Origin of the sequence: Lutibacter sp. (assembly GCF_016342705.1) — a bacterium.
In the GTDB taxonomy this organism is placed as follows: Bacteria; Bacteroidota; Bacteroidia; order Flavobacteriales; family Flavobacteriaceae; genus Lutibacter.
The window spans coordinates 198,197-220,372 of sequence record NZ_JAEINV010000005.1 but is presented as its reverse complement, the minus strand read 5'-3'; the positions used below and the strand labels follow the sequence as shown (position 1 = coordinate 220,372).

At 30.3% G+C, this 22,176-nt stretch carries 23 protein-coding genes; 15 read left to right on the top strand and 8 right to left on the bottom strand.

Annotated features, from left to right (window positions below):
• Positions 1-2: 2 nt before the first annotated feature.
• The 5 genes from JEY78_RS06830 to JEY78_RS06810 form a co-directional block, all read right to left on the bottom strand.
• Positions 3-2,291 carry a transglycosylase domain-containing protein gene (locus tag JEY78_RS06830; protein WP_291848528.1) on the bottom strand — a complete coding sequence of 763 codons (2,289 nt, stop codon included), beginning with the start codon at positions 2,289-2,291 and terminating at the stop codon, positions 3-5.
• Complete coding sequence (locus JEY78_RS06825; protein WP_291848525.1) at positions 2,291-2,773, bottom strand: gliding motility lipoprotein GldH; 483 nt, start codon at positions 2,771-2,773, stop codon at positions 2,291-2,293. Before JEY78_RS06825 ends, JEY78_RS06830 begins: the two co-directional genes overlap by 1 nt.
• Entirely contained in the window at positions 2,766-4,256 is a 1,491-nt protein-coding gene (locus JEY78_RS06820; protein WP_291848522.1) for a regulatory iron-sulfur-containing complex subunit RicT, read from the bottom strand. The genes JEY78_RS06825 and JEY78_RS06820 overlap by 8 nt, the downstream gene beginning before the upstream one ends.
• A 113-nt stretch (positions 4,257-4,369) precedes the next feature.
• Positions 4,370-4,600 (bottom strand): ferredoxin, encoded by a 231-nt coding sequence (locus JEY78_RS06815; protein WP_291848519.1) that lies wholly within the window; start codon positions 4,598-4,600, stop codon positions 4,370-4,372.
• Positions 4,601-5,854, bottom strand: coding sequence for a peptidase U32 family protein (locus JEY78_RS06810; RefSeq protein ID WP_291848516.1), 1,254 nt, complete (start codon positions 5,852-5,854; stop codon positions 4,601-4,603). It abuts the gene before it with no gap.
• A gap of 173 nt (positions 5,855-6,027) precedes the next feature.
• Here JEY78_RS06810 and JEY78_RS06805 point away from each other — a divergent pair, with 173 nt between their 5' ends.
• Positions 6,028-7,017, top strand: a complete 990-nt coding sequence (locus JEY78_RS06805; protein WP_291848513.1) for an aspartate-semialdehyde dehydrogenase — start codon at positions 6,028-6,030, stop codon at positions 7,015-7,017.
• Positions 7,018-7,087: 70 nt separating this feature from the next.
• Here the strand turns inward: JEY78_RS06805 and trxA are convergent, their stop codons facing one another.
• Complete coding sequence (trxA, locus tag JEY78_RS06800; protein WP_291848510.1) at positions 7,088-7,447, bottom strand: thioredoxin; 360 nt, start codon at positions 7,445-7,447, stop codon at positions 7,088-7,090.
• Between the two features lie 161 nt (positions 7,448-7,608).
• Between trxA and JEY78_RS06795 the strand changes: the two genes are divergently transcribed.
• Complete coding sequence (locus tag JEY78_RS06795; protein ID WP_291848507.1) at positions 7,609-7,974, top strand: DoxX family membrane protein; 366 nt, start codon at positions 7,609-7,611, stop codon at positions 7,972-7,974.
• An 84-nt stretch (positions 7,975-8,058) separates the two neighbouring features.
• The gene (locus tag JEY78_RS06790; protein WP_291848504.1) at positions 8,059-10,203 is read left to right on the top strand and encodes a prolyl oligopeptidase family serine peptidase; all 2,145 of its coding nucleotides are present in this window, start codon (positions 8,059-8,061) and stop codon (positions 10,201-10,203) included.
• 47 nt (positions 10,204-10,250) lie between these two features.
• Here the strand turns inward: JEY78_RS06790 and JEY78_RS06785 are convergent, their stop codons facing one another.
• The gene (locus JEY78_RS06785) at positions 10,251-10,709 is read right to left on the bottom strand and encodes a GreA/GreB family elongation factor (protein WP_291848501.1); all 459 of its coding nucleotides are present in this window, start codon (positions 10,707-10,709) and stop codon (positions 10,251-10,253) included.
• Between the two features lie 52 nt (positions 10,710-10,761).
• Between JEY78_RS06785 and JEY78_RS06780 the strand changes: the two genes are divergently transcribed.
• From JEY78_RS06780 to JEY78_RS06755, 6 genes are all read left to right on the top strand, one after another.
• Positions 10,762-11,703: a TIGR01212 family radical SAM protein gene (locus JEY78_RS06780; RefSeq protein ID WP_291848498.1), complete on the top strand. Its 942-nt coding sequence runs from the start codon at positions 10,762-10,764 to the stop codon at positions 11,701-11,703.
• Positions 11,704-11,939: 236 nt separating this feature from the next.
• Positions 11,940-13,073 (top strand): saccharopine dehydrogenase C-terminal domain-containing protein, encoded by a 1,134-nt coding sequence (locus JEY78_RS06775; protein ID WP_291848495.1) that lies wholly within the window; start codon positions 11,940-11,942, stop codon positions 13,071-13,073.
• Between the two features lie 69 nt (positions 13,074-13,142).
• Positions 13,143-13,706, top strand: coding sequence for a TetR/AcrR family transcriptional regulator (locus JEY78_RS06770; RefSeq protein ID WP_291848492.1), 564 nt, complete (start codon positions 13,143-13,145; stop codon positions 13,704-13,706).
• A 73-nt stretch (positions 13,707-13,779) separates the two neighbouring features.
• Positions 13,780-14,562: an SDR family oxidoreductase gene (locus JEY78_RS06765; protein WP_291848488.1), complete on the top strand. Its 783-nt coding sequence runs from the start codon at positions 13,780-13,782 to the stop codon at positions 14,560-14,562.
• An 11-nt stretch (positions 14,563-14,573) separates the two neighbouring features.
• Positions 14,574-14,828, top strand: a complete 255-nt coding sequence (locus JEY78_RS06760; RefSeq protein ID WP_291848485.1) for an NAD-dependent epimerase/dehydratase family protein — start codon at positions 14,574-14,576, stop codon at positions 14,826-14,828.
• 69 nt (positions 14,829-14,897) lie between these two features.
• Positions 14,898-15,989 (top strand): MBL fold metallo-hydrolase, encoded by a 1,092-nt coding sequence (locus JEY78_RS06755; protein ID WP_291848482.1) that lies wholly within the window; start codon positions 14,898-14,900, stop codon positions 15,987-15,989.
• A 73-nt stretch (positions 15,990-16,062) separates the two neighbouring features.
• On the opposite strand, the gene JEY78_RS06750 is transcribed toward JEY78_RS06755, so the two are convergent.
• The gene (locus JEY78_RS06750; RefSeq protein WP_291848479.1) at positions 16,063-16,410 is read right to left on the bottom strand and encodes a hypothetical protein; all 348 of its coding nucleotides are present in this window, start codon (positions 16,408-16,410) and stop codon (positions 16,063-16,065) included.
• Between the two features lie 450 nt (positions 16,411-16,860).
• Between JEY78_RS06750 and JEY78_RS06745 the strand changes: the two genes are divergently transcribed.
• From JEY78_RS06745 to phoU, 6 genes are all read left to right on the top strand, one after another.
• On the top strand, positions 16,861-17,868 hold the full coding sequence (locus JEY78_RS06745) for a hypothetical protein (protein WP_291848476.1): 1,008 nt from the start codon (positions 16,861-16,863) through the stop codon (positions 17,866-17,868).
• Positions 17,869-17,970: 102 nt separating this feature from the next.
• Positions 17,971-18,900: a PstS family phosphate ABC transporter substrate-binding protein gene (locus tag JEY78_RS06740; protein WP_291848473.1), complete on the top strand. Its 930-nt coding sequence runs from the start codon at positions 17,971-17,973 to the stop codon at positions 18,898-18,900.
• 54 nt (positions 18,901-18,954) lie between these two features.
• The gene (pstC, locus tag JEY78_RS06735; protein WP_291848470.1) at positions 18,955-19,830 is read left to right on the top strand and encodes a phosphate ABC transporter permease subunit PstC; all 876 of its coding nucleotides are present in this window, start codon (positions 18,955-18,957) and stop codon (positions 19,828-19,830) included.
• Complete coding sequence (gene pstA / locus JEY78_RS06730; protein ID WP_291848467.1) at positions 19,823-20,677, top strand: phosphate ABC transporter permease PstA; 855 nt, start codon at positions 19,823-19,825, stop codon at positions 20,675-20,677. The genes pstC and pstA overlap by 8 nt, the downstream gene beginning before the upstream one ends.
• 41 nt (positions 20,678-20,718) lie before the next feature.
• Positions 20,719-21,498: a phosphate ABC transporter ATP-binding protein PstB gene (gene pstB, locus JEY78_RS06725; RefSeq protein WP_291848591.1), complete on the top strand. Its 780-nt coding sequence runs from the start codon at positions 20,719-20,721 to the stop codon at positions 21,496-21,498.
• Between the two features lie 12 nt (positions 21,499-21,510).
• Positions 21,511-22,173: a phosphate signaling complex protein PhoU gene (gene phoU, locus JEY78_RS06720; RefSeq protein WP_291848464.1), complete on the top strand. Its 663-nt coding sequence runs from the start codon at positions 21,511-21,513 to the stop codon at positions 22,171-22,173.
• Positions 22,174-22,176 lie beyond the last annotated feature (3 nt).

The window sequence follows — 22,176 nt, the reverse complement described above, 5'->3', positions numbered from 1 at the left end:
CATTAAAATTCTGGTACTTCTTCCGAAGAATTTAATAAATTTTCTTTATCAAGACTTTCCTTAGAACAATCAATATTAATAGTTAAGTTTTCGGGTCTTTCAAAAGCTTCTTTACTAACATTTAAAGTTGGATCGGCATACATTTTTCTGTAATATAAAGCCCAAATAGGTAAAGCCATTGTAGCTCCTTGTCCGAAAGTAATTCCTCTAAAATGTGTTGCTCTATCTTCACCACCAACCCAAACACCTGTAGCTAAATTTGGAACAATTCCCATAAACCAACCATCTGATTGATTTTGAGTGGTTCCTGTTTTACCGGCAATGGCATTTGTAAATTTATAAGGATAACCTGTAACAACATTATCTGGATAATAACCTCCGCTAGTTCTTAAACGAATACCTGAACCTCCTTCGGTCACACCTTCTAACAAATTGGTAATAACATAGGCAGATTCCTCACTTAAAACTTCTTTAGAATTTGGAATAAATTGCTCTAAAACAGTTCCGTTTTTGTCTTCAATTTTTAAAATCATCATAGGCTCAATGCGTAAACCTTTATTTGCAAAAGTTGAATACGCTCCAACCATTTCAAATAATGATAAATCTACGGATCCCAATGCAATTGATGGAACTTCAGGAATTTCACTTTCTATCCCTGCACTTTTAGCCAATATTACCACATTTTTAGGGTTTACCATATCAATTAACTTAGCGGTAATAACGTTTACAGAACCAGCTAATGCTTGTTTTAAGGTTAATTCCCCACCGTATTTATTGTCTGCATTTTTCGGAGTCCAATCTTCAGGCATTTCATATTTTTCTTTTAAAATAGTATATGGAATGTTAGGAAATTTTTGACAAGGTGATAAGTTTAACTGATTTATTGCAGTTGCATATACAAATGGTTTAAATGTTGAACCAACTTGACGTTTTTGTTGTTTAACGGCATCAAATTGAAAATGTTTGTAATTGATGCCTCCAACCCAGGCTTTTACATGACCTGTTTGTGGTTCAACAGAAAACAAACCAGATCTTAATATTTGCTTGTAATAAAAAATGGAATCTTTTGGAGACATTATGGTGTCTAATTCGCCTTTCCAATTAAAAACTCGCATATCTGTTTTTTCATCAAAAGATTTTAAAATTTCTTCATCTGAAGCACCATTTGCACTCATTCTAATCCAGCGATTTGAACGTTTCATAGCTTGCAAAATTGTTGATTCAATTTGAGTATCGTCTAAATCATAAAAAGGGGCATTTTTATTTTTCTTTTGCTCTTTATTAAAAACACGTTGCAAATTTGCCATATGTTCAGCCATTGCTTCTTCAGCATATTTTTGCATACGGGAATCTATCGTTACATAAATTTTTAAACCATCTCTGTGCAAGTTATATTCTGTTCCATCAGGCTTTGGATGCTCTTTAATCCAAGTTTTCATAAAATCACGCAAATATTCTCTAAAATATGTTGCATAGCCATCACTATGACTTTCTCGGTTTACATTTAAATTAAGAGGCGTGCTTTGTAATGAATCTCTTTCAACTTTGGTGATAAAATCGTTTTTATACATTTGCCCTAAAACAGTATTTCTTCTGTTTTTTACTCTTTCTTCAAATCTTAAAGGATTATAAAAAGAGGCATTTTTAAGCATTCCCACTAACATTGCAGATTCCTTTACAGATAATTCAATGGGTTCTTTTCCAAAATAAATACGTGATGCAGAACGAATACCAACCGCTAAATTTAAAAAGTCGTACTTGTTTAAGTACATTGTTAAAATTTCTTGTTTGGTGTATTGGCGCTCTAATTTAACAGCAATTACATACTCTTTAAATTTTTGAAGAATACGTTCAGGTAAACTTTTAGAACCTTCGCCATGAAACAGTAACTTTGCTAATTGTTGCGTTATGGTGCTTCCTCCACCATCTTTCCCCATTAATACAGCGGCTCTAACCGTTGCTCTTACATCAATCCCTGAGTGTTCGTAAAAACGTTCATCTTCAGTTGCAATTAGTGCATTTACAATGTTCTGATTTAAATCTTTAAATTTAATAGGAGTTCTATTTTCAAATGCATATTTCCCTAAGGTTTTTCCATCAATTGAAATAACCTCAGTAGCTAAGTTATTTTCTGGATTTTCTAATTCTTCAAAAGTTGGAAGCGGTCCAAAAACTCCCCAAGACGCTAATAAAAACAATATTATTAATGCAATTGTTCCTGATAAAATGGTCATCCAAAACCACTTTATATATTTAGAAAAATTTGGTGCAGCTGTATTTTTTTTTGCCATTATTTAACTTTTTCTATGCTTAAACCTACATCGGTAATACCTTTTAAAGGATTTTTACCATCTATATCGTTAATACTTCTTGTTGCTTGTTGAATTAAAAATTTGTAATCTCCTTTTTCGGATAACACTACATTTTCCCTTAAAAATAATTTATTCTCTTTTACATCAGAGAAACCTTGTCCTAAAAATTTTCCTTGTGCATTTGTCATTTCATATTCCAACGTATCTACCAATTTATAACCGCTTGGGAATTCTATTTTTGCAATTAAGAATAACGAACTGAATTCGTAATTTTTATTATTTCTAATATTTATAAACACATTTCTTTTTGAAATAGTATCGGTATTACTAACAATAAATTCAAAATTGGTTTCAGCAGACCACTCTAAATTTTCTACAGATTGAAATTGATCGTATAATTTGTTTTCACCACAAGACAAAAACAATAAGCCACATAAAAAAAATAGTGCTTGTTTATGCATTTTCTGTATTATTAGAGTCTTTTTTAGGAGGTCTTCTTTTTTTATTTCTATTCTTGTTTTTAGGTTTATTACCTATCGGAATTGGAGTATTTACCGCTTTATTCTCAATATTTTGTTGTGCCTTTTGAGGCTGAGGTGTAGTTACCTTTTTACGAATAGGCTGTTTTTTCGGATTCGTTTTTGGGGTATTAACACCCTCTGAATTTTTATTTTCGGCTACTTGATTGGCAGGTTTTTTATTAAAATTAGGTTTTTGCTTTACCCTCGCTTGTTGACCTTGACTTTGTTGTTTTTGAGGTTGTTGCCTCTGATTTTTAGTTGCCTTAATTGGTTGATTTGGGTCAGCGTTTTGTGGTCTTTTGTTTTTGTTTTTACGTTTTTTTCTATTTTTAGGAGCATCAAATCTTGTTAAGCTATCTTGCCCAACAACATCTTCATATTCAGCTTTTGGAGCTTCAATAATTTCAGATTCATATTCTTCTAAAGAGGCTACCACTTCGCGATTTTTATTAGCAGAAATTATTTCCTGAACTTGTTCCAACGTAAGTTTATACCACTTTGCTCTATTTTCTTTATAGGTATACCAAAGTAATCCTTTAAAAATGTCCATTTTCACAAAAACGGCTTCACCTTTTTCGGTTTTTAAAACGGTATCTTGTTTTGGAAATTCTTTTAAAGCGTCAACGTAGGTGTCTAATTCATAATTTAAACAACACTTTAATTTACCACATTGACCCGCTAATTTTTGTGGATTTAGTGATAATTGTTGGTAGCGAGCAGCTGTAGTATTCACTTTTCGTAAATCGGTTAACCAAGTAGAACAACATAATTCTCTACCACAAGAACCAACGCCACCTAAACGGGCAGCTTCTTGACGTAAACCAACTTGTTTCATTTCAATACGAATATTAAAAGTGCTGGCAAAATCTCTAATTAATTGTCTGAAATCAACTCGGTCATCAGCTGTATAATAAAAAGTAGCTTTGTTTCCATCACCTTGATATTCCACATCTGACAGTTTCATTTTAAGTCCTAATTTACCTAAAATTTCACGCCCTTTATATTGTGTATCGTATTCTTTATCACGAGCAGCATTCCAAATATCAATATCTTTTTGAGTAGCTTTTCGGTATATTTTTTTAACTTCTTCGCTATCAACGGCTATTCCTTTTCGCTTCATTTGAACTTTAATAAGTTCACCTACTAAAGAAACAGTTCCAATATCGTGACCAGGGTTTCCTTCAACAGCAACAACATCGCCAATTGAAATTTGTAATTTATCGGTGTTTCTAAAAAAATGTTTTCGCCCGTTTTTAAAACGAACCTCAACAATATTCATTGGTTCCTGACCCGCAGGCAATGCCATATTAGCCAACCAATCGAACACAGAAAGCTTTTCACAGTCTCCTGTGCCACAACTTCCATTACTTTTACACCCTTTGGGCACACTATTTATATCTGAAGAGCAACTATTACAGCTCATATATGTTTAAATTTTAAACGGTTAAGTAAATTGAAAAATACAATTATACTATCTTCACTAATTTGTAAAGATATAATTAAAATTACGAACTGTAAAACGATAAAAACTGGAATTTATGTTTGTTTTACATCAATAATTTTTACCGGACAAGCTTCTTTAGCTTTTATGCTGTCGTTAAAAATGGTTTCATCCTGTGATTTTATAGTAAAAAATCCCTTTTTTTCTTTAGAATGAAGCAACACCGATTTGCCATCTTTTTTAGACATTTGAAACTGAGCTGGAGCCAATTCTACACAGTAATTACAGCCAATACATTTGGCTCTTTGCAACGTTATAATTACCATTTAAGCTTCTACTTTGTTTTCAACTATTTTATATAGTTTATCGGAAGGTCTAATTCTAAAATTTAAAGGAATAGTACAAGAATCACCTTTTTGAGCGCTACTTCCTTCAACATCATTTACAAACATTTGGCCTATTTGCATTTCCTTGGCACCCGTTGTTGGACCGGTTATTAAAATAGTATCTCCAACATTTATATCGTAGGCTTCAATTTTAAATTCGCCAATATTTGCTTTTGGGAAAAAGTGCATTCCTTTACCAACATACACTTTCTTTTGTGTAGCATGGCTTCCAGAACCATTACTCCATTCGCCTAATTTTTGACCTAAATAATAGCCACTCCAAAAACCACGATTATATACTTTTTCTAGCTCTAACATCCAAGAAATTACTTTTTCTTTGTTGTAAGTTCCTGCTTCAATACTATCAATAGCATCACGATAACATTTAATAACATTTGCTACATATTCTGGAGCTCTTCCTCGGCCTTCAATTTTCAATACTTTTACGCCAGCATCTAATATTTGATCTAAAAAATCGATGGTACATAAATCTTTTGGCGACATAATATACTCATTATCCAATTCCATTTCAAAACCAGTTTCCTGATCAATAACAGTGTATTTTTTTCTACAATTTTGCTTGCAAGCACCTCTGTTTGCTGAAGAATTTGAAGAATGTAAACTCATATAACATTTTCCAGAAACAGCCATACATAATGCTCCATGTCCAAAAATCTCAATTTCTAATAAATTTCCTGATGGACCACAAATGTTTTCTTTGGCAATTTGTTCAGTTATTTTTTTAACCTGACGCAAACTTAACTCTCTACTTAACACCATAGTATCTGCAAACATGGCGTAAAATCTTGCGGTTTCTATATTTGTAATATTAATTTGAGTAGAAATATGTACTTCCATTCCAATAGCTCTTGCCGATGCAATAACAGCCTGATCCATGGCAATTACTGCTGTAATATCTGCATCTTTTGCTTTTTGTAATAGTGTTTTAACAATACTTAAATCGTGATCGTAAATAATAGTGTTTAATGTTAAATATGTTCTAACATTTTTAGCTTTACATCTTTCTGAAATTTCTTTTAAATCGTCCAATGTAAAATTAATAGATGCTCTTGCCCGCATATTTAGTTGCTCAACACCAAAATATATTGAATCTGCGCCATTATCTAAAGCAGCTTGTAAAGATTCAAAATTTCCGGCAGGAGCCATTAATTCAATTTTTCCTGTAGTAGTCATTCTTTTTTTTGATTTTTTGCAAAATTACGTATTTTATAATAACTATTAGTTTTCAGAATCATAATACTTTTTTTTAACAAAAATTTATTTATTTGTTAATTTTTATTTATTAATGATGGTTTGTCACCTTTTTTTATAAAATTTGCGTAGTATTAAAATTTAAATTCATAAAGATGAAAGTAGCTGTTGTAGGCGCTACCGGAATGGTAGGTAATGTAATGTTACAAGTATTAGCGGAACGTAATTTTCCAATTACAGAATTATTATTAGTTGCTTCAGAGCGCTCTGTTGGCAAACAATTAGAATATAAGGGTAAAAAATATACTATTATTGGAATGCAAGATGCTGTGGATGCAAAACCAGACATTGCATTGTTTTCTGCAGGTGGAACAACTTCTGAATTATGGGCTCCAAAATTTGCTGAAGTTGGTTGTACAGTTGTTGACAATTCTTCTGCTTGGAGAATGGATCCTTCAAAAAAATTAATAGTTCCAGAAATTAATGGAAGCGAATTAACAAAAGAAGATAAAATTATTGCAAACCCAAACTGTTCAACTATTCAGTTAGTAATGGCTTTGGCTCCACTTCATAAAAAATATAAAATGAAACGTGTGGTAATTTCTACCTACCAATCTGTTTCAGGAACTGGTGTAAAAGCTGTTCAACAATTAGAAAACGAAGAGAAAGGAATTAAAGGAGAAATGGCATATCATTATCCAATTCATAGAAATGCAATTCCACAGTGTGATGTGTTTTTAGAGAATGGATATACTAAAGAAGAAATGAAATTAGTGAAAGAACCAAAGAAAATTTTAAACGATCAATCTTTCTCAGTTACTGCAACTGCAGTGCGAATTCCAACTTCTGGTGGACATTCTGAAGCGGTAAATGTACAGTTTGAAAATGATTTTGATTTAGCAGATGTTCGTAAATTATTAGCTGCAACACCTGGAGTTATTGTGCAAGATAATTTAGATACAAATACCTATCCAATGCCAATGTATGCGAACAATAAAGATGAAGTTTTTGTTGGACGTATTAGAAGAGACGAATCGTTACCAAATTCCTTAAATATGTGGATTGTATCTGATAACTTGCGTAAAGGAGCTGCAACTAATACTATTCAAATTGGTGAATATTTAATTGCAAATGGTTTAGTATAGTTTTAGATCTATTTTATTAAAAAAATAAAAGCCGCAAATTTGCGGCTTTCTTTTTGGGGTTTATTGGAGTTTATTTTTCAACCTTTAAAACATCTTTTATAATTTCTTCTAACTGATGTTTAGGTAAAGCTCCTTGCGCCATTTGCGGTTCTCCCTCTTTTGGGCAAAATAACATAGATGGAATACTTCTAATTCCAAAAGCAGCAGCTAATTCTTGCTCTACTTCTGTATCAATTTTATAAATATTTATTTTTCCTTTATAATCGTCACTTAATTCTTCTAAAACTGGAGCAATCATTTTACATGGTCCACACCAATCTGCATAAAAATCTATAAGACAAGGTAAATCACCTTCAAATTTCCATTCTTTATTTTTTTCGAAATTGAAAACTTTTTCTAAAAAAGTTTCCTTTGTTAACATTTCAGTCATACTTATTTTTTTAATATTAATAAATCAGCTTTTAACAGCTACGTTATTTGACGGCAAAGTGACACATAAACTTACAATTATATAGTAACTTAAGTTACATCTGTAATTTTAATTGTACATTAACGTCCAATTTAACTGAATATTAACTAAAACATTAAATTATGAATTCAAATTTACAAAAAGTTCTTAGGGTTGTGTTATCAATCATCCTATTGGTTTTTGGATTAAATAAATTTTTTGGCTTTATTCCAATGGAAGCGCCTCCAGAAGGTAGTTTTATGTATGCATTAGTACAAACTGGTTATTTAATGCCTTTAATTGCTATTTCTGAAATTATTCCTGGAATATTGTTATTTATAAATAAATGGACTGGATTGGCATTGGTTTGGTTGGTTCCAATTTCAATAAATATTGTGTTTTTTCATTTAAAATATGACATTTCAACAATTGGACCGGCGGCTTTAGTAGCTATATTAAACGTGACATTAATTTATGTGAATTGGAGAAAGTTTAAAACACTCTTTTAGTATTTAAAAAATTAGTATTAAAAAGGCGTAGTTAATTAACTACGCCTTTTTTCATTAAATTTGTTATTCAAAATAATTTCTAAAATGAAAAATTTAATATTAATTGCAATGATTGGAACGTTTTTTATTTCTTGTAAAAACGATTCATCTCAAAAAACTCCTGAAAAATTGAACTATCCTTTAACAAAAAAAGTAGACACTATTACTAATTATTTCGGAACCATGGTTAAAGATCCGTATCGATGGTTAGAAGATGACATGTCTGAAGAAACAAAAAATTGGGTTACCGCTCAAAATGAAGTCACATTTAACTATTTATCTAAAATCCCTTACAGAGAAGAATTAAAATTAAGATTAGAAAAACTTTGGAATTATGAAAAAATAGGAGCACCATTTAAAGAAGGTGACTACACGTATTTTTATAAAAATAACGGATTACAAAACCAATATGTATTGTACAGATTTAAAGATAAAGAAGAACCAGTAATTTTTTTAGATCCTAATACATTTTCAAAAGATGGAACAACTTCTTTAGGTGGTTTGTCTTTTTCTAAAGATGGAAGTAAGTTGGCTTATGCAATTTCTGAAGGTGGAAGTGACTGGCGTAAAATTATACTTATGGATGCCGTTTCAAAACAAATTTTAGAAGATACTATTATTGATGTAAAATTCAGCGGGATGGCTTGGAAAGGTGATGAAGGAATTTTTTATTCTAGTTATGAAAAACCAAAAGGAAGTGAACTTTCCGCAAAAACGGATCAACATAGATTGTTTTATCATAAGTTGGGAACCGCTCAAAAAAATGATCCAATTATTTTTGGAGACAAAGTAAAAAGAAGATATATAAATGGTTCTGTTACCGAAGATGGAAAATACTTAGTGATTTCAGCTTCTGAATCTACTTCTGGTAATGAATTATATATTAAAGATTTATCTAAAGAAAATAGTAAAATTGTAACCGTTGTAAATAATTTTGAAAATGACACGTTTGTGTTGGATAATATTGGTGAAACACTATTATTAGGCACTAATTTAAATGCGCCAAATAAAAGAATTGTAAAAGTTGAGGCATCTAAACCAACACCAGAAAATTGGGTTGATGTAATTGCTGAAACCAACAATGTATTGGCACCATCTACGGCAAACGGCTTTATTTTTACAAATTATATGGTAGATGCTGTTTCACAAGTAAAACAATACGATTATACTGGAAAATTAATTCGTGAAATTGAATTGCCAGGAGTTGGATCTGCAGGTGGATTTAGTGGTAAAAAAGATGACAAAACTATTTATTATTCATTTTCAAACTACATAACACCAAGTTCTATTTATTCATTTAATACAGTTTCTGGAACATCTGAGTTGTATAAAAAACCTGCAATTGATTTTAATTCAGATAATTATGAATCACATCAGGTATTTTATGCTTCAAAAGATGGTACAAAAATACCGATGATTATATCGTATAAAAAAGGAACAGTTTTAAATGGTAAAAACCCAACAATTTTATATGGTTATGGAGGATTTAATATTAGTTTAACACCAAGTTTTAGCATTACAAATGCGGTTTGGATGGAACAAGGTGGTATTTATGCCGTTCCAAATTTACGTGGTGGAGGTGAATATGGTAAAGCGTGGCACAATGCTGGTACCAAAATGCAAAAGCAAAATGTATTTGATGATTTTATTGCTGCGGCTGAATATTTAAAAGCTAACAAATATACTTCTGCGGATTATTTAGCAATTAGTGGTGGCTCTAACGGTGGTTTATTAGTTGGCGCAACAATGCTTCAAAGACCAGATTTAATGAAAGTTGCATTACCGGCAGTTGGAGTTTTAGATATGTTGCGTTACCACACATTTACTGCTGGAGCTGGCTGGGGTTACGACTATGGAACTGCAGATGATTCTAAAGAAATGTTTGATTATTTACTCGCTTATTCACCAGTTCAAAACGTGAAAGAAGGGGTTAATTATCCAGCTACGTTAGTAACAACAGGTGATCACGATGATAGAGTTGTGCCTGCACACTCATTTAAATTTGCTGCGGAATTACAAGCAAAACATACGGGCAGTAATCCAACTTTAATAAGAATTGAAACCAATGCCGGACACGGAGCCGGAACACCAGTTTCAAAAACTATTGAGCAATATGCTGATATATTTGGATTTACTTTATACAATATGGGTTATAAAGATTTACCAAATAAAACAAAAGTGAAAGAGTAATTTTTAATTAAATTATTTTTAAAAACCGCTCATTTGAGCGGTTTTTTTTATGCGATTTTTAAAATTTGAGCTTCATTAAAAGTAATAACTTCACCTATTTTTTTACCCAACAATTGTTTTCCAATAGGTGATTCTGTTGAAACAACAAAATAAGTCTCTTTATCAATAAGTACTTGTCCAACACTTACTGCTAAAAAATAAGTTCCTTTTGTAGTTTTTACCAAACTACCAAGCCTCACGTTTTTAGAAGAATATTCAATAGTTAAACGTTGCAAGGTTTCTTTCATTTGGTTTACAATTGCTAATTGTTGACTGGCTTTTTCCATTTCTAATTGCAGCATGGCTCGGCCAGTTTCATGTTTATCTCCGGCAGAACTTTTGGTTTCAGAAAATAAATCGTTTTTGTTAGAAGCAATTGTTTCTAAAATTACAGTTTCCTTTTTTTGAACAAAATCAACACAAGCTACTAATAAAGTTTTTTTAATATTTTGAGTATCGTCTTTCATAATTTCAACGGTAAAAATAACGCAATCCAATTAGTTTTAATAATTTTGCGCCATGCAATTTACAGGAAAACGCTATTTAGATTATTCTTCATTTATAAGGGCAACGTTTGGAGAACGTGTTCAAAAAATATCATTAGATATCGGTTTTTCTTGCCCAAATAGAGATGGTTCAAAAGGATATGGCGGCTGCACCTATTGCAATAATAACACGTTTAATCCGGATTATTGCGAGCCAACTAAAAGCATAAAAGAACAGTTAGAACAAGGTATTGCTTTTTTCGGAAAAAAATACAAAGCAATTCATTATTTAGCTTATTTTCAAGCATATACAAATACATATGCTGATATTGATTCGCTTAAAAAAATGTACGAAGAAGCATTAAATGTACCTGGAGTTATTGGTTTAGTAATTGGAACCAGGCCTGATTGTATTTCGGATGAATTGATTGCTTATTTTTCGATGTTGTCTAAAAAACACTTTATTTCGTTAGAGTTTGGTGTTGAAAGTACCAATGAAAAAACATTGTTAGCAGTGAACAGGTGTCATACTTTTGAAGAAACCAAAGCAACTTTTGAAAAATGTAAAAACAAAGGATTTCATTTGGGTGCACATATTATTTTAGGATTGCCAGGAGAAGATAAAAAGGATTTACTAAATCATGCAAAGGAAGTTTCAAAATTACCTATTGATACATTGAAAATGCATCATTTACAAATTGTAAAAAATTCGGTAATGGCTGTTCAATACAAAAGGAATCCTGAAAATTTTAGTTTGTTTTCTTCCGAAAATTATATTGATTTTATTACAGATTTTGTTGGGAATTTAAGACCAGATATTATTATTGAACGTTTTATTAGCGAAACGCCACATAATCTTTTAATTGCTCCAAAATGGAACAACTTAAAAAACTTTGAAGTAGTTGCTAAAATTGATAAAATTCTAATTGAAAAAAACACGTGGCAAGGAAAACACTACACTGTTGCTATTCAATAACATATTGTAATTGTTATTTTTAATGATGTTTTTTTGATTATTTAGATGCTTTATTTTACTTGAATTTTCTTTTGATATTTTGTATTAAAAGTTGCGTGCATTGGTTATTTTTAAATAACTTTTTCTAGTTAACTATTTAATTAGCTAATAATTAATTATTATGTCAAAATAAATTGTAATTTTAGTTACTTAACTTCTTAAATTTAATTGTGATTTTTCAATTTTAATATTTTTTTATGAGCAAAATAATTGTTTTAGGCGCAGGAATGGTTGGTAGTGCAATGGCAATTGATTTATCTAAAAATCATGATGTTTCCATAGCAGATTTTAATAAAAAAACGTTGTATAAAGTATTAAAAAAGTGCGATGCTTTAAATACAATAATCCTTGACTTTGCCAATAGTAAAGAACTTCAAAAAACAATTAAATCATTTGATTTAGTAGTTTGTGCTGTTCCGGGATTTTTAGGATATGCAACTTTGAAAACTATTATTGAAACAGGGAAAAATGTGGTAGATATCTCGTTTTTTTCTGAAAATGCCTTGGAATTATCTGATCTTGCAAAAAAAAATAATGTAACGGCAATTGTAGATTGTGGTGTTGCGCCGGGAGTTGGAAATATTATTTTAGGATATTATAATGAAAAGCTAAAATTAACCGATTTTGAATGCTTAGTTGGAGGTTTACCTAAAGTAAAAAAGTGGCCATTTAATTATAAAGCTCCCTTTTCTCCAATTGATGTAATTGAGGAATATACACGACCTGCACGTTATATTGAAAATGGTAATTTAGTGGTTAAAGAAGCGCTTTCTGATTGCGAATTTGTAGAATTTGACAACGTTGGAACTTTAGAGGCTTTTAACTCAGATGGACTTCGTTCTATTATTTATACAATGCCACATATTTTAAATATGAAGGAAAAAACATTGCGTTATCCAGGGCATGTGGAATATATTAAGGTGTTAAAAGCCAGTGGATTTTTTAATACAGAAGAAATAAAAGTAAAAGGCAAAAAAGTAATTCCATTAGAAATTTCATCTGCTATTTTATTTAATGAGTGGAAATTAGAAGAGGCTGAAGAAGAATTAACAGTAATGAGAATTACTTTAAAAGGAAATGAAAAAAATGGTAAGCAAAAAACCATAGTTTACAATTTACACGATGAATTCTGCGCCAAAACCAATACCTCATCAATGGCCAGAACAACAGGTTATACTGCAACCGCAGCTGTTCATTTAATATTAAATAATCTTTTTGAAGAAAAAGGTGTGTTTCCACCGGAATTGGTTGGAAAACATGAAGCTTGTTTTAATTTCATTTTTACCTATTTAAAAGAACGAAATATTCAATACACCAAAATAGAGAATTAATAATTTCATCTTTTTTGTTTGTAAATAAAAAATTTATATTACTTTTGTTGAGTGATTAGTCACTTAAAAATGGATAAAAGAGAATTGTTATTAGAAGCAGCCACCAAGCTTTTTGTAGAAAGAGGTTTGCACGCTACACCTACTTCAGCTATTTCAAAAGAAGCAGGAGTTAGCGCTGGAATACTTTTTCATTACTTTAAAACCAAAGATGATTTAATTGATGAATTGTATGTTTCCATAAAAAAAGAGTATACTTCTTCTATAATGAGTGATCTTGATAAAATTCATTCAGACCTTGGAAAATTACGATTAATTTGGTCTAACTCTTGGAATTGGGCAATAGATAATGATTTGAAATTCAAATTTTTATTACAAGTAGATAATACAAGTTGTGCTGAACGTGTAAAAACACATCCTGAAATTATTGCTAAGTATGAGTTATTCCATAATTTAATTCAAGAATATGTTGATAAAGAACTTATTAAAAATATGGACGCCTATTTTATAATGGGTTCAATGTTTGGTTTAATAACTTCAATGGTTTCGTATTTAACTCAATTTCCTGATAAAAGAAATGATCAATTATTTATAGAACAAGCTTGGGAAGTATTTTCAAACAGCTTAAGACCTTAAAAAAATTTGATTTTATAATTGAGTGGTTAATCAATCAAAAACAACAAAAAGTCACATAAAAAAATATTAAATTATGAATACTAAAACAGCTTTAATTACAGGAGCAAGTACAGGAATTGGAAAAGAATTGGCTACAATTCACGCTTCTAAAGGAGGAAATTTAATAATTATTGCACGTAGCGAAATTAAATTAAATGAACTTAAAAAAGAATTAGAGCAAAAATACCAAGTGAATGTTGTTGTAATTGCTAAAGATTTAAGCGATTTAAATGCACCACAACAAATTTACAATGAGGTAAAACAGCGTGGAATTGAAATTGACTATTTGATGAACAATGCGGGTTTTGGAGCTTTAGGTAAATTTTATGAATTAGATTTAGCAAGACAAATTTCTATGATTAACTTAAATGTTACTTCATTAACCGCTTTAACACATTTATTTTTACCAGAATTTGTAAAACGCAATAGAGGTAAAATTTTAAATACATCTTCTACAGCTAGTTTTATGCCCGGACCTTTACAAGCAGTTTACTTTGCTACAAAAGCATATGTTACATTTTTTAGCAATGCGCTTTCTGAAGAATTGTCCGGCACTAATATTACGGTAACTAACTTAATGCCTGGAGCTACTAAAAGTGAATTTGGAGCAATATCTGGAATGGATAAAACTGAAATGTTTAAGGAAGCAGCTACAGCTCATTCTGTTGCTTTAGATGGATACAACGGAATGTTAAAAGGAAAAATAGATGTGATTTCTGGTTTAAAAACAATGCAAAAACTAATGATGGCTGCAATTCCTTTTATGCCTAAAAAAATGGTATTAAAGCAAATTCGTCAAATGCAAGAAGTTAAATAACACTATAAATTATGAAAGTTTTAATTACAGGCGCTTCAGGAATGGTTGGAAAAGGAGTTTTATTGGAATGTTTAAGAGATAATTCCATTTCCGAAATTCTTTCAATAGGTAGAACGCCCGTTGGAATTTCTAACCCAAAGTTAAAAGAAATAATTCATTCAGACTTTCTAGATTTTACTTCAATTAAAGAAAATTTAAATGGTTTTCATGCCTGTTTTCATAGTATGGGAGTTTCTTCAGCAACACTTTCACCAGAAAATTATTGATAACAGGAACATTAATAAAATCGCAAAAAAATAATGATTAAAATAATAATAAAGCTACTAAAGAAAATTATGATAGGAATATTATCAGTTGTTGGGGTAATAACATTGGTTGGTGTTACCTTTATAAACGTAAGTCCTCAGTTTGGATCAGGCTCAAAAGACTTGAGTTTAGAACGAATTAGAAAATCTCCAAACTTTTTAAATGGCGCCTTTAAAAATGCTGAAAAAACATTACAAAACACAGGTTTTAAATGGAGTACCATTCCGCAGTTTTTCACCAATGGAAATAATAAAGTGCCTACTAAAGAATTACCTATTATAAAACTTACAAAAAGGTATTTTGAAAATGCACCAATGGAGCCAAGAATTACATGGTTTGGTCATTCTGCTGCTTTTGTTGAATTAGAAGGGATGAATATTTTTATAGATCCAATGTTAGGGGATGTTCCTGCGCCACATCCAATGTTGGGTTCAAAAAGATTTCAGAAGGAATTACCTATTTCAATAGATTCTTTACCAAGCATTGATGTGGTGCTAATTTCACACGATCATTATGATCATTTAGACTATAGTTCAATTGTAAAACTAAAAGATAAAGTAGCTAAGTTTTATGTTCCTTTAGGAATTAAAGCTCATTTAACTTCGTGGGGTGTTGCTGAAGAAAAAATTACAGAATTTGATTGGTGGGAAAGTGTAAATTATAAGGGAGTTGAGTTTGTTTCTGCACCTGCACGTCATTTTTCAGGAAGAGGAGTTACTAATAGAAATAGCACTTTATGGTGTTCTTGGGTATTGAAATCTAAAAATTCAAAGATATTTTTTAGTGGTGATAGCGGTTATGGAAAACACTTTAAAGAAATAGGAGAAAAATTTGGACCTTTTGATTTTGCGATGGTTGAATGCGGGCAATACAATGAACAATGGTCTCAAATTCATATGACTCCTGAGGAAACAATACAAGCAAGTATTGATGTTAAAAGCAACCTAACTATGCCAATTCACTGGGGAAGTTTTAAACTAGCCTTGCACACTTGGGATGATTCAATTATACGTTCCTCCAAAAAAGCAAAGGAACTAAAAGTTAAATTTACAACCCCAAAAATTGGAGAAGCTATTGTTCTTGGGAAAGCAGTTTTTCCGTCTGAAAATTGGTGGAAATAGAACATTTTAAAAAATAAAAAAAAGCAATTCAAAAATCTTTGAATTGCTTTTTTAGAAAAAGAATACTATGTTATTAATTTATTGCCACAATTTTTTCTTCAACATTAATAATTTTATTATTGTCATAAGTTACTAAATTAACTTTCCCTTCATTAAAATAAGACCAAATTCCGTCTTTTTTTCCATCATTATAATATGCAATAGCTATTTTATTTCCTTGCGTATCATAACTCACCCACATTCCATGTAATTTTTCGTTTTTATTAAAAAACCCTTCCCTTTCAATTACGGTGTTATTATCAGCAAAATAATACGTAGCTTTAATTAAATTAGCGTCAACTTTTTTAAATTCAACTTTTTGCTCTTGTGAAAATGTTGCTACACAAAACAACATTAAAATACTATTTATAAATGTTTTCATAATTATATATTTTACTTATTTTAAACTACATATCAAATGTAACTTCTTTACCTTATATTAAGAATTAATTAACGTTAAGTTTACATTAAGTTTTTTAAAGACCACCTTAGTAAACTCATATACAGCGATTTAAAATAAATTTTTAACTAGCTGTAAAATTTGGTGATTTAAAATTAATTTTTTTAAAACCTTTAATTTGGGATTAATTAATGATTCTTTTCTCTTTAAAATTATTCTTTATATAACGTACCCTTAACCTTTATTTAACATTCGTATTAGTTCTTTGCATCGACAAAAACTAATACATATTTACATAGAAATGAAATTTAACCACTTCTATTTTTTAACTTCCTATTTATAATATTGAAAGGAAAAGAAAAAGTGTATTTGTTTTATGTTGTTAATTATTAATTGGTTATCTTTAAATAACCATCATAAAACAGATTTAAAATGAAAAAACAATTATTAATTTTTAGCATTCTGCTTATCTCATTCGCTTCTATTTCTCAGAATACTAATGAAGATTTTAAACCAAATGGTGATGTTCAGTTTAAAGTATTTTGGAATTATCATGCCGATTTTAGTAATAACGCTACTAAAACAAGCGCTTTTGAATTAACACGCTCGTATTTAGGTTACAAATACGCATTTAGTAAAGATATTTCTGCAAAAATCACTTTTGATGTTGGAAGTAATAGCGCAGGAAGTGAATATACGGCGTTTTTAAAAGCTGCTCAGCTAGATTGGAAAGTAGCGAGCGGTGTAAAATTGAGTATGGGATTAATTGGCATGAAACAATTTAACGATCAAGAAGATTTTTGGGGATATCGTTATTTGTTTAAATCTTTTATGGATGAAAATAGTTTTGGAAGTAGTGCAGATTTGGGTGTAAATGCAGAATTCTCATTGAGTAAAAACTTAAAAGCAAATGTTTTAATAGCTAATGGAGAAGGTTATAAGAAATTACAAGATACAGATGGATATCAAAAATTTGGAGGAAGTTTAGTATTTACGCCAATAGATGGTTTAACAACTAAAATTTATGCAGATAGTCAAAATTCAGCAACCTCAAAAGCATTAACTTCAATTGCATTATTTGCAGGGTATGAAATGTCTAATTGGAAATTAGGAGCAGAATTTAACAAATTGCAAAATGGTAAAAAATACTCTAGTCCAATTGATAATCACAATTTAGATGGTTTATCATTTTATTCAACGTATGTAATTAATAAAAAAGTTGAAATATTTGGACGTTTTGATCAGTTAAGCTCCAATACTTTAGTTGGTGATACAGCCGCTTGGAACAATTCAAAAGATGGAAATCAAATAATTGCAGGTATTCAGTACGCGCCAATTAAGGGATTAAAATTTGCATTAAACTATCAAGGATTTAGTTTTGATAACTCAACTATAGATAATCAATCATTAGTGTTTTTAAATGCTGAATTTAAATTATAGTCAAATAAACGTAAAGAAATCAATATTAAACAAATAATTTTCAGTTAACTTAAACTTAACAATCAAATCATTCCTTTGCAAAATAAATTAAAGAATATAAAGATGAAAAAATTAGTAATTATTATGTCCATAGCTTTAGTAATGGGCTCATGTGGAGAAAAAAAAGCAGATAAAGCAACTGAATTAACAGGGTCAATTTCAATTGATGGTTCGGGAACTGTTTACCCAGTTTCTGAGGCAGTAGCTGAAGAATTTTTAGCTATTGAACCTAAAGTAAAAGTAACTGTTGGTGAATCTGGAACAGGTGGTGGTTTTAAAAAATTTGCTACTGGTGTAACTGATATTAGTAACGCTTCAAGAGATATTAAAGGTAAAGAGATTGAACTTTGTAAAGAAAACGGAATTGAATATATAAAACTAACCGTTGCTCTTGACGGTATTACTGTTGTGGTAAACAAAGAAAATACTTGGGCTAAAAGTATGACTACTGAAGAGCTTAAGAAACTTTGGGAACCTAACAGTACTGTAAAAAAATGGAATGATATTAGAGCTGAATGGCCAAATGAAGAAATCCATTTATATGGACCAAATACTTCACATGGTACTTATGATTTCTTTACAGAAGAAATTATGGGAGAATCTGGAGCAAGCAGAACAGATTATAATGCGGTATCTGATTACAACGTTGCAGTGCAAGGAATAGAAAAAGATGTAAATGCTTTAGGTTATTTTGGCTTATCGTACTATGAAGAAAATAAAGATAAATTAGGTGTTGTAGGGATAGACAATGGAAGTGGCGTTGTATTACCAAGTATTGAAACAGTAGCAAATAATCAATACGCTCCATTATCTAGATCGTTATTTATTTTTGTAAACAAAAAATCTGCTCAGCGTCCAGAAGTTCAAAAATTCATTAGCTTTTATTTAGCAAATGCTCCAAAATTATCTAAAGAAGTAGGTTATGTTCCTATGCCTCAAAGTGGTTATGATGAGCAAGTTAAAGCTTTCAATGAGATTTTAATAAAACAATAAGTATAATTTAATTAAATATACGCCGGTAAGTTCCATTACCGGCTATTATATTTTATGAAAGTTAAAGAAAAAATAATAGAATTCATTTTAAAGTTTTGTGCTTCCATAACAATTTTAACTACTGTTGGAATTATTGCTGTTCTTCTTTTTGAAAGCATTGCGTTTTTTAAAAGTGTATCGATTTTTGAGTTTTTAACAGATACACAATGGACTCCGTTGTATAGCGAAAAGCATTTTGGAATTTTAGCATTAGTTTCTGGAACTTTTCTGACTGCCGCTATTGCAATAGCTGTTGCATTGCCTATTGGTTTAACAATAGCCATATATTTAAATATGTATGCCCCAACATCTTTTAGAAAAACTTTAAAACCGTTTCTAGAAATTTTGGCTGCAATACCTACGGTTGTTTATGGTTTTTTCGCATTAACAATTGTAACTCCCTTTTTACAAACTATTTATCCTGATTTAGAAACGTTTAATTCATTATCAGCAGGAATAGTAATGGGTATTATGATTATTCCTTTTATATCTTCTTTGAGTGAGGATGCTTTATATGCAGTTCCTAAATCGTTAAAATTAGCATCTTTTGGAATGGGTGCTACTAGATTTCAGACAGCTTTTAAGGTTATGGTTCCTGCGGCGTCTTCAGGTATTATTGTTTCCATAATATTAGCAATATCAAGAGCTATTGGCGAAACAATGATTGTAGCTATTGCTGCTGGGCAGCAACCTCAGTTTACATTAAACCCAACAGTTCCAGTACAAACAATAACATCATATATAGTACAAGTAAGTATGGGTGATGCTCCTCAAGGATCAATTGAATACAAAACTATTTTTGCTGCAGGATTAACACTTTTTGTGTTTACATTTATTTTAAATAGTATTAGTTTTTATATTAAGAAAAAATACCAAGAAAAATATGAATAATCATAAGAAAAATAAATATATAGACCAAAGCTTTAAAGTGCTTGGAATTTTATTTACTATGCTTGGAATTTTTATTTTAGGTGTTTTAATTTATAATATTGTAATTGCAGGTTTTACACGTATTAATTGGGATTTTTTAACTAGTTTACCTTCAAGAAAACCTGAAAGAGCGGGTATTTATACAGCCATTATTGGAACATTAGACTTAATGTTATTAACGGTATTATTTGCAATTCCCATTGGAGTTGGTGCAGGAATTTATTTAGAAGAATATGCTAAAAAGTCTAAATTTTCTTCCATATTAGAAATAAATATTTCAAATTTAGCGGGTGTACCATCAATTATTTATGGTCTTTTAGGATTGGGAATTTTTGTTAGATTTTTTGGCTTTGGTGGTAGTATTTTATCGGGTAGTTTAACACTTTCACTTTTAATTCTACCAATAATTATTGTTGCAACTCGTGAAGCTATTAAAGCGGTGCCACACTCTTTAAAAGAGGCGTCATATGGCTTAGGAGCTTCAAAATGGCAAACTATAAAAAACGTTGTTTTGCCTTCATCATTTGGTGGAATTTTAACAGGTATTATTCTGTCTTTATCTAGGGCAATTGGTGAAACTGCTCCTTTAATTGTAGTAGGAGCTATGGCATATGTTCCTTTTGTGCCTCATTCAATTTTCGATACATATTCAGTGCTTCCAATGCAAATTTTTAGCTGGACCACAAGGCCACAACAAGGGTTTGCAATTGCAGCCGCTGGAGCAATTATCGTTTTATTAATTATTACATTTGTAATGAATGGAATAGCAGTTTATTTTAGAAATAAATGGCAAAAGAGATTAAAATAATAATGGAAAAAACAAAAAATATAAAATTAGAGAAAGACTCAATGAAGGATGAAACTACACTAAGTAATGGATCAAGAATTGAAGCCAAAGATGTAAAAGTTTGGTATGATGATTTTATGGCAATTAAAGGTATTGATATGGTTATTAAACCAAATACAATTACTGCATTTATTGGCCCTTCTGGTTGTGGAAAATCTACTTTTCTTCGTTTATTTAATAGAATGAATGATTATGTTGAAGGATTTAAAATGGAAGGGAAAATTAAAATTAATGGCGACAGTATTTACAAGAAAAAGGTAAATGTTGAGCAGTTACGCAAAGAAATTGGAATGGTATTTCAAAAACCAAATCCTTTTCCAAAATCTATTTTTGAAAACGTAGCTTACGGACTTAAAATTCAAGGAATAAAAGATAAAAAATTAATTGATGAACGCGTTGAAAAAGCATTAAGACAAGCAGATTTATGGGAGGAAGTGAAAGATAATTTAAAAAAATCTGCACTTGCGTTATCCGGAGGTCAACAACAACGTTTATGTATAGCCAGAACTTTAGCTGTGCAACCTTCAATTTTATTAATGGATGAGCCAACATCAGCATTAGATCCTATTTCAACAGCTAAAATTGAAGAATTAATTCATCATTTAAAAGAGGAATACACCATTATTATTGTCACACATAATATGCAACAAGCATCTCGTATTAGTGATTATACGGCCTTCTTTTATTTAGGAGAATTAATTGAATACGATAAAACAAGAAAGATATTTACAAATCCAGAGAAAAAACAAACTGAAAATTATATCACAGGAAGATTCGGTTAAAAAAGTAATATTATGATAAATATTGAAGAACAAAGAGTTACTTTAAGTAAAATTGGAGAAGAAATGCTAAACTTATGTCAAAACCAAGTGGAGCAGTCTTTTGAAGCGTTTATTACATTTGATACCGATATTGCAGAAGAGGTAATTTTAAAAGAGAATAGAGTAAATGCTTTGGATTTAAAAATTGAAAGAGATTTAGATAATTTTATAGCATTAAATAATCCAGTTGCAACAGATTTACGTTTTGCATTGGCACTGCTTAAAATTAACTATAATTTAGAACGTATTGGCGATCAGGCTTTTGATATTTCTAATTATACCATAGAATTAAATCAGAAATTAGCACCGGAATTGGTTGAAAAATTACAATTTAACGTAATGTTTGAAACCTTGGAAAGTATGTTTAAAGATATAATTACTGCATATACTGAAGAAAATTTAAAAGCTGCCAGAAAAGTTTTTAAAAAGGATAAAGTTATCAATCAAATTAACGCAAATACTTTTACTATAGTTGAAGAAGAGGTAGTTAAAAACCCGGCTTTGGTAAAACAATATTTAATGGCTTTGGTAGTGATGAAAAAGTATGAGAAAATTGGTGATTTATTAAAAAATATTTCTGAAAGTATTATCTATTATATTGATGCTAAAATTTTAAAGCATAAAAAGAAAAAGTAATAA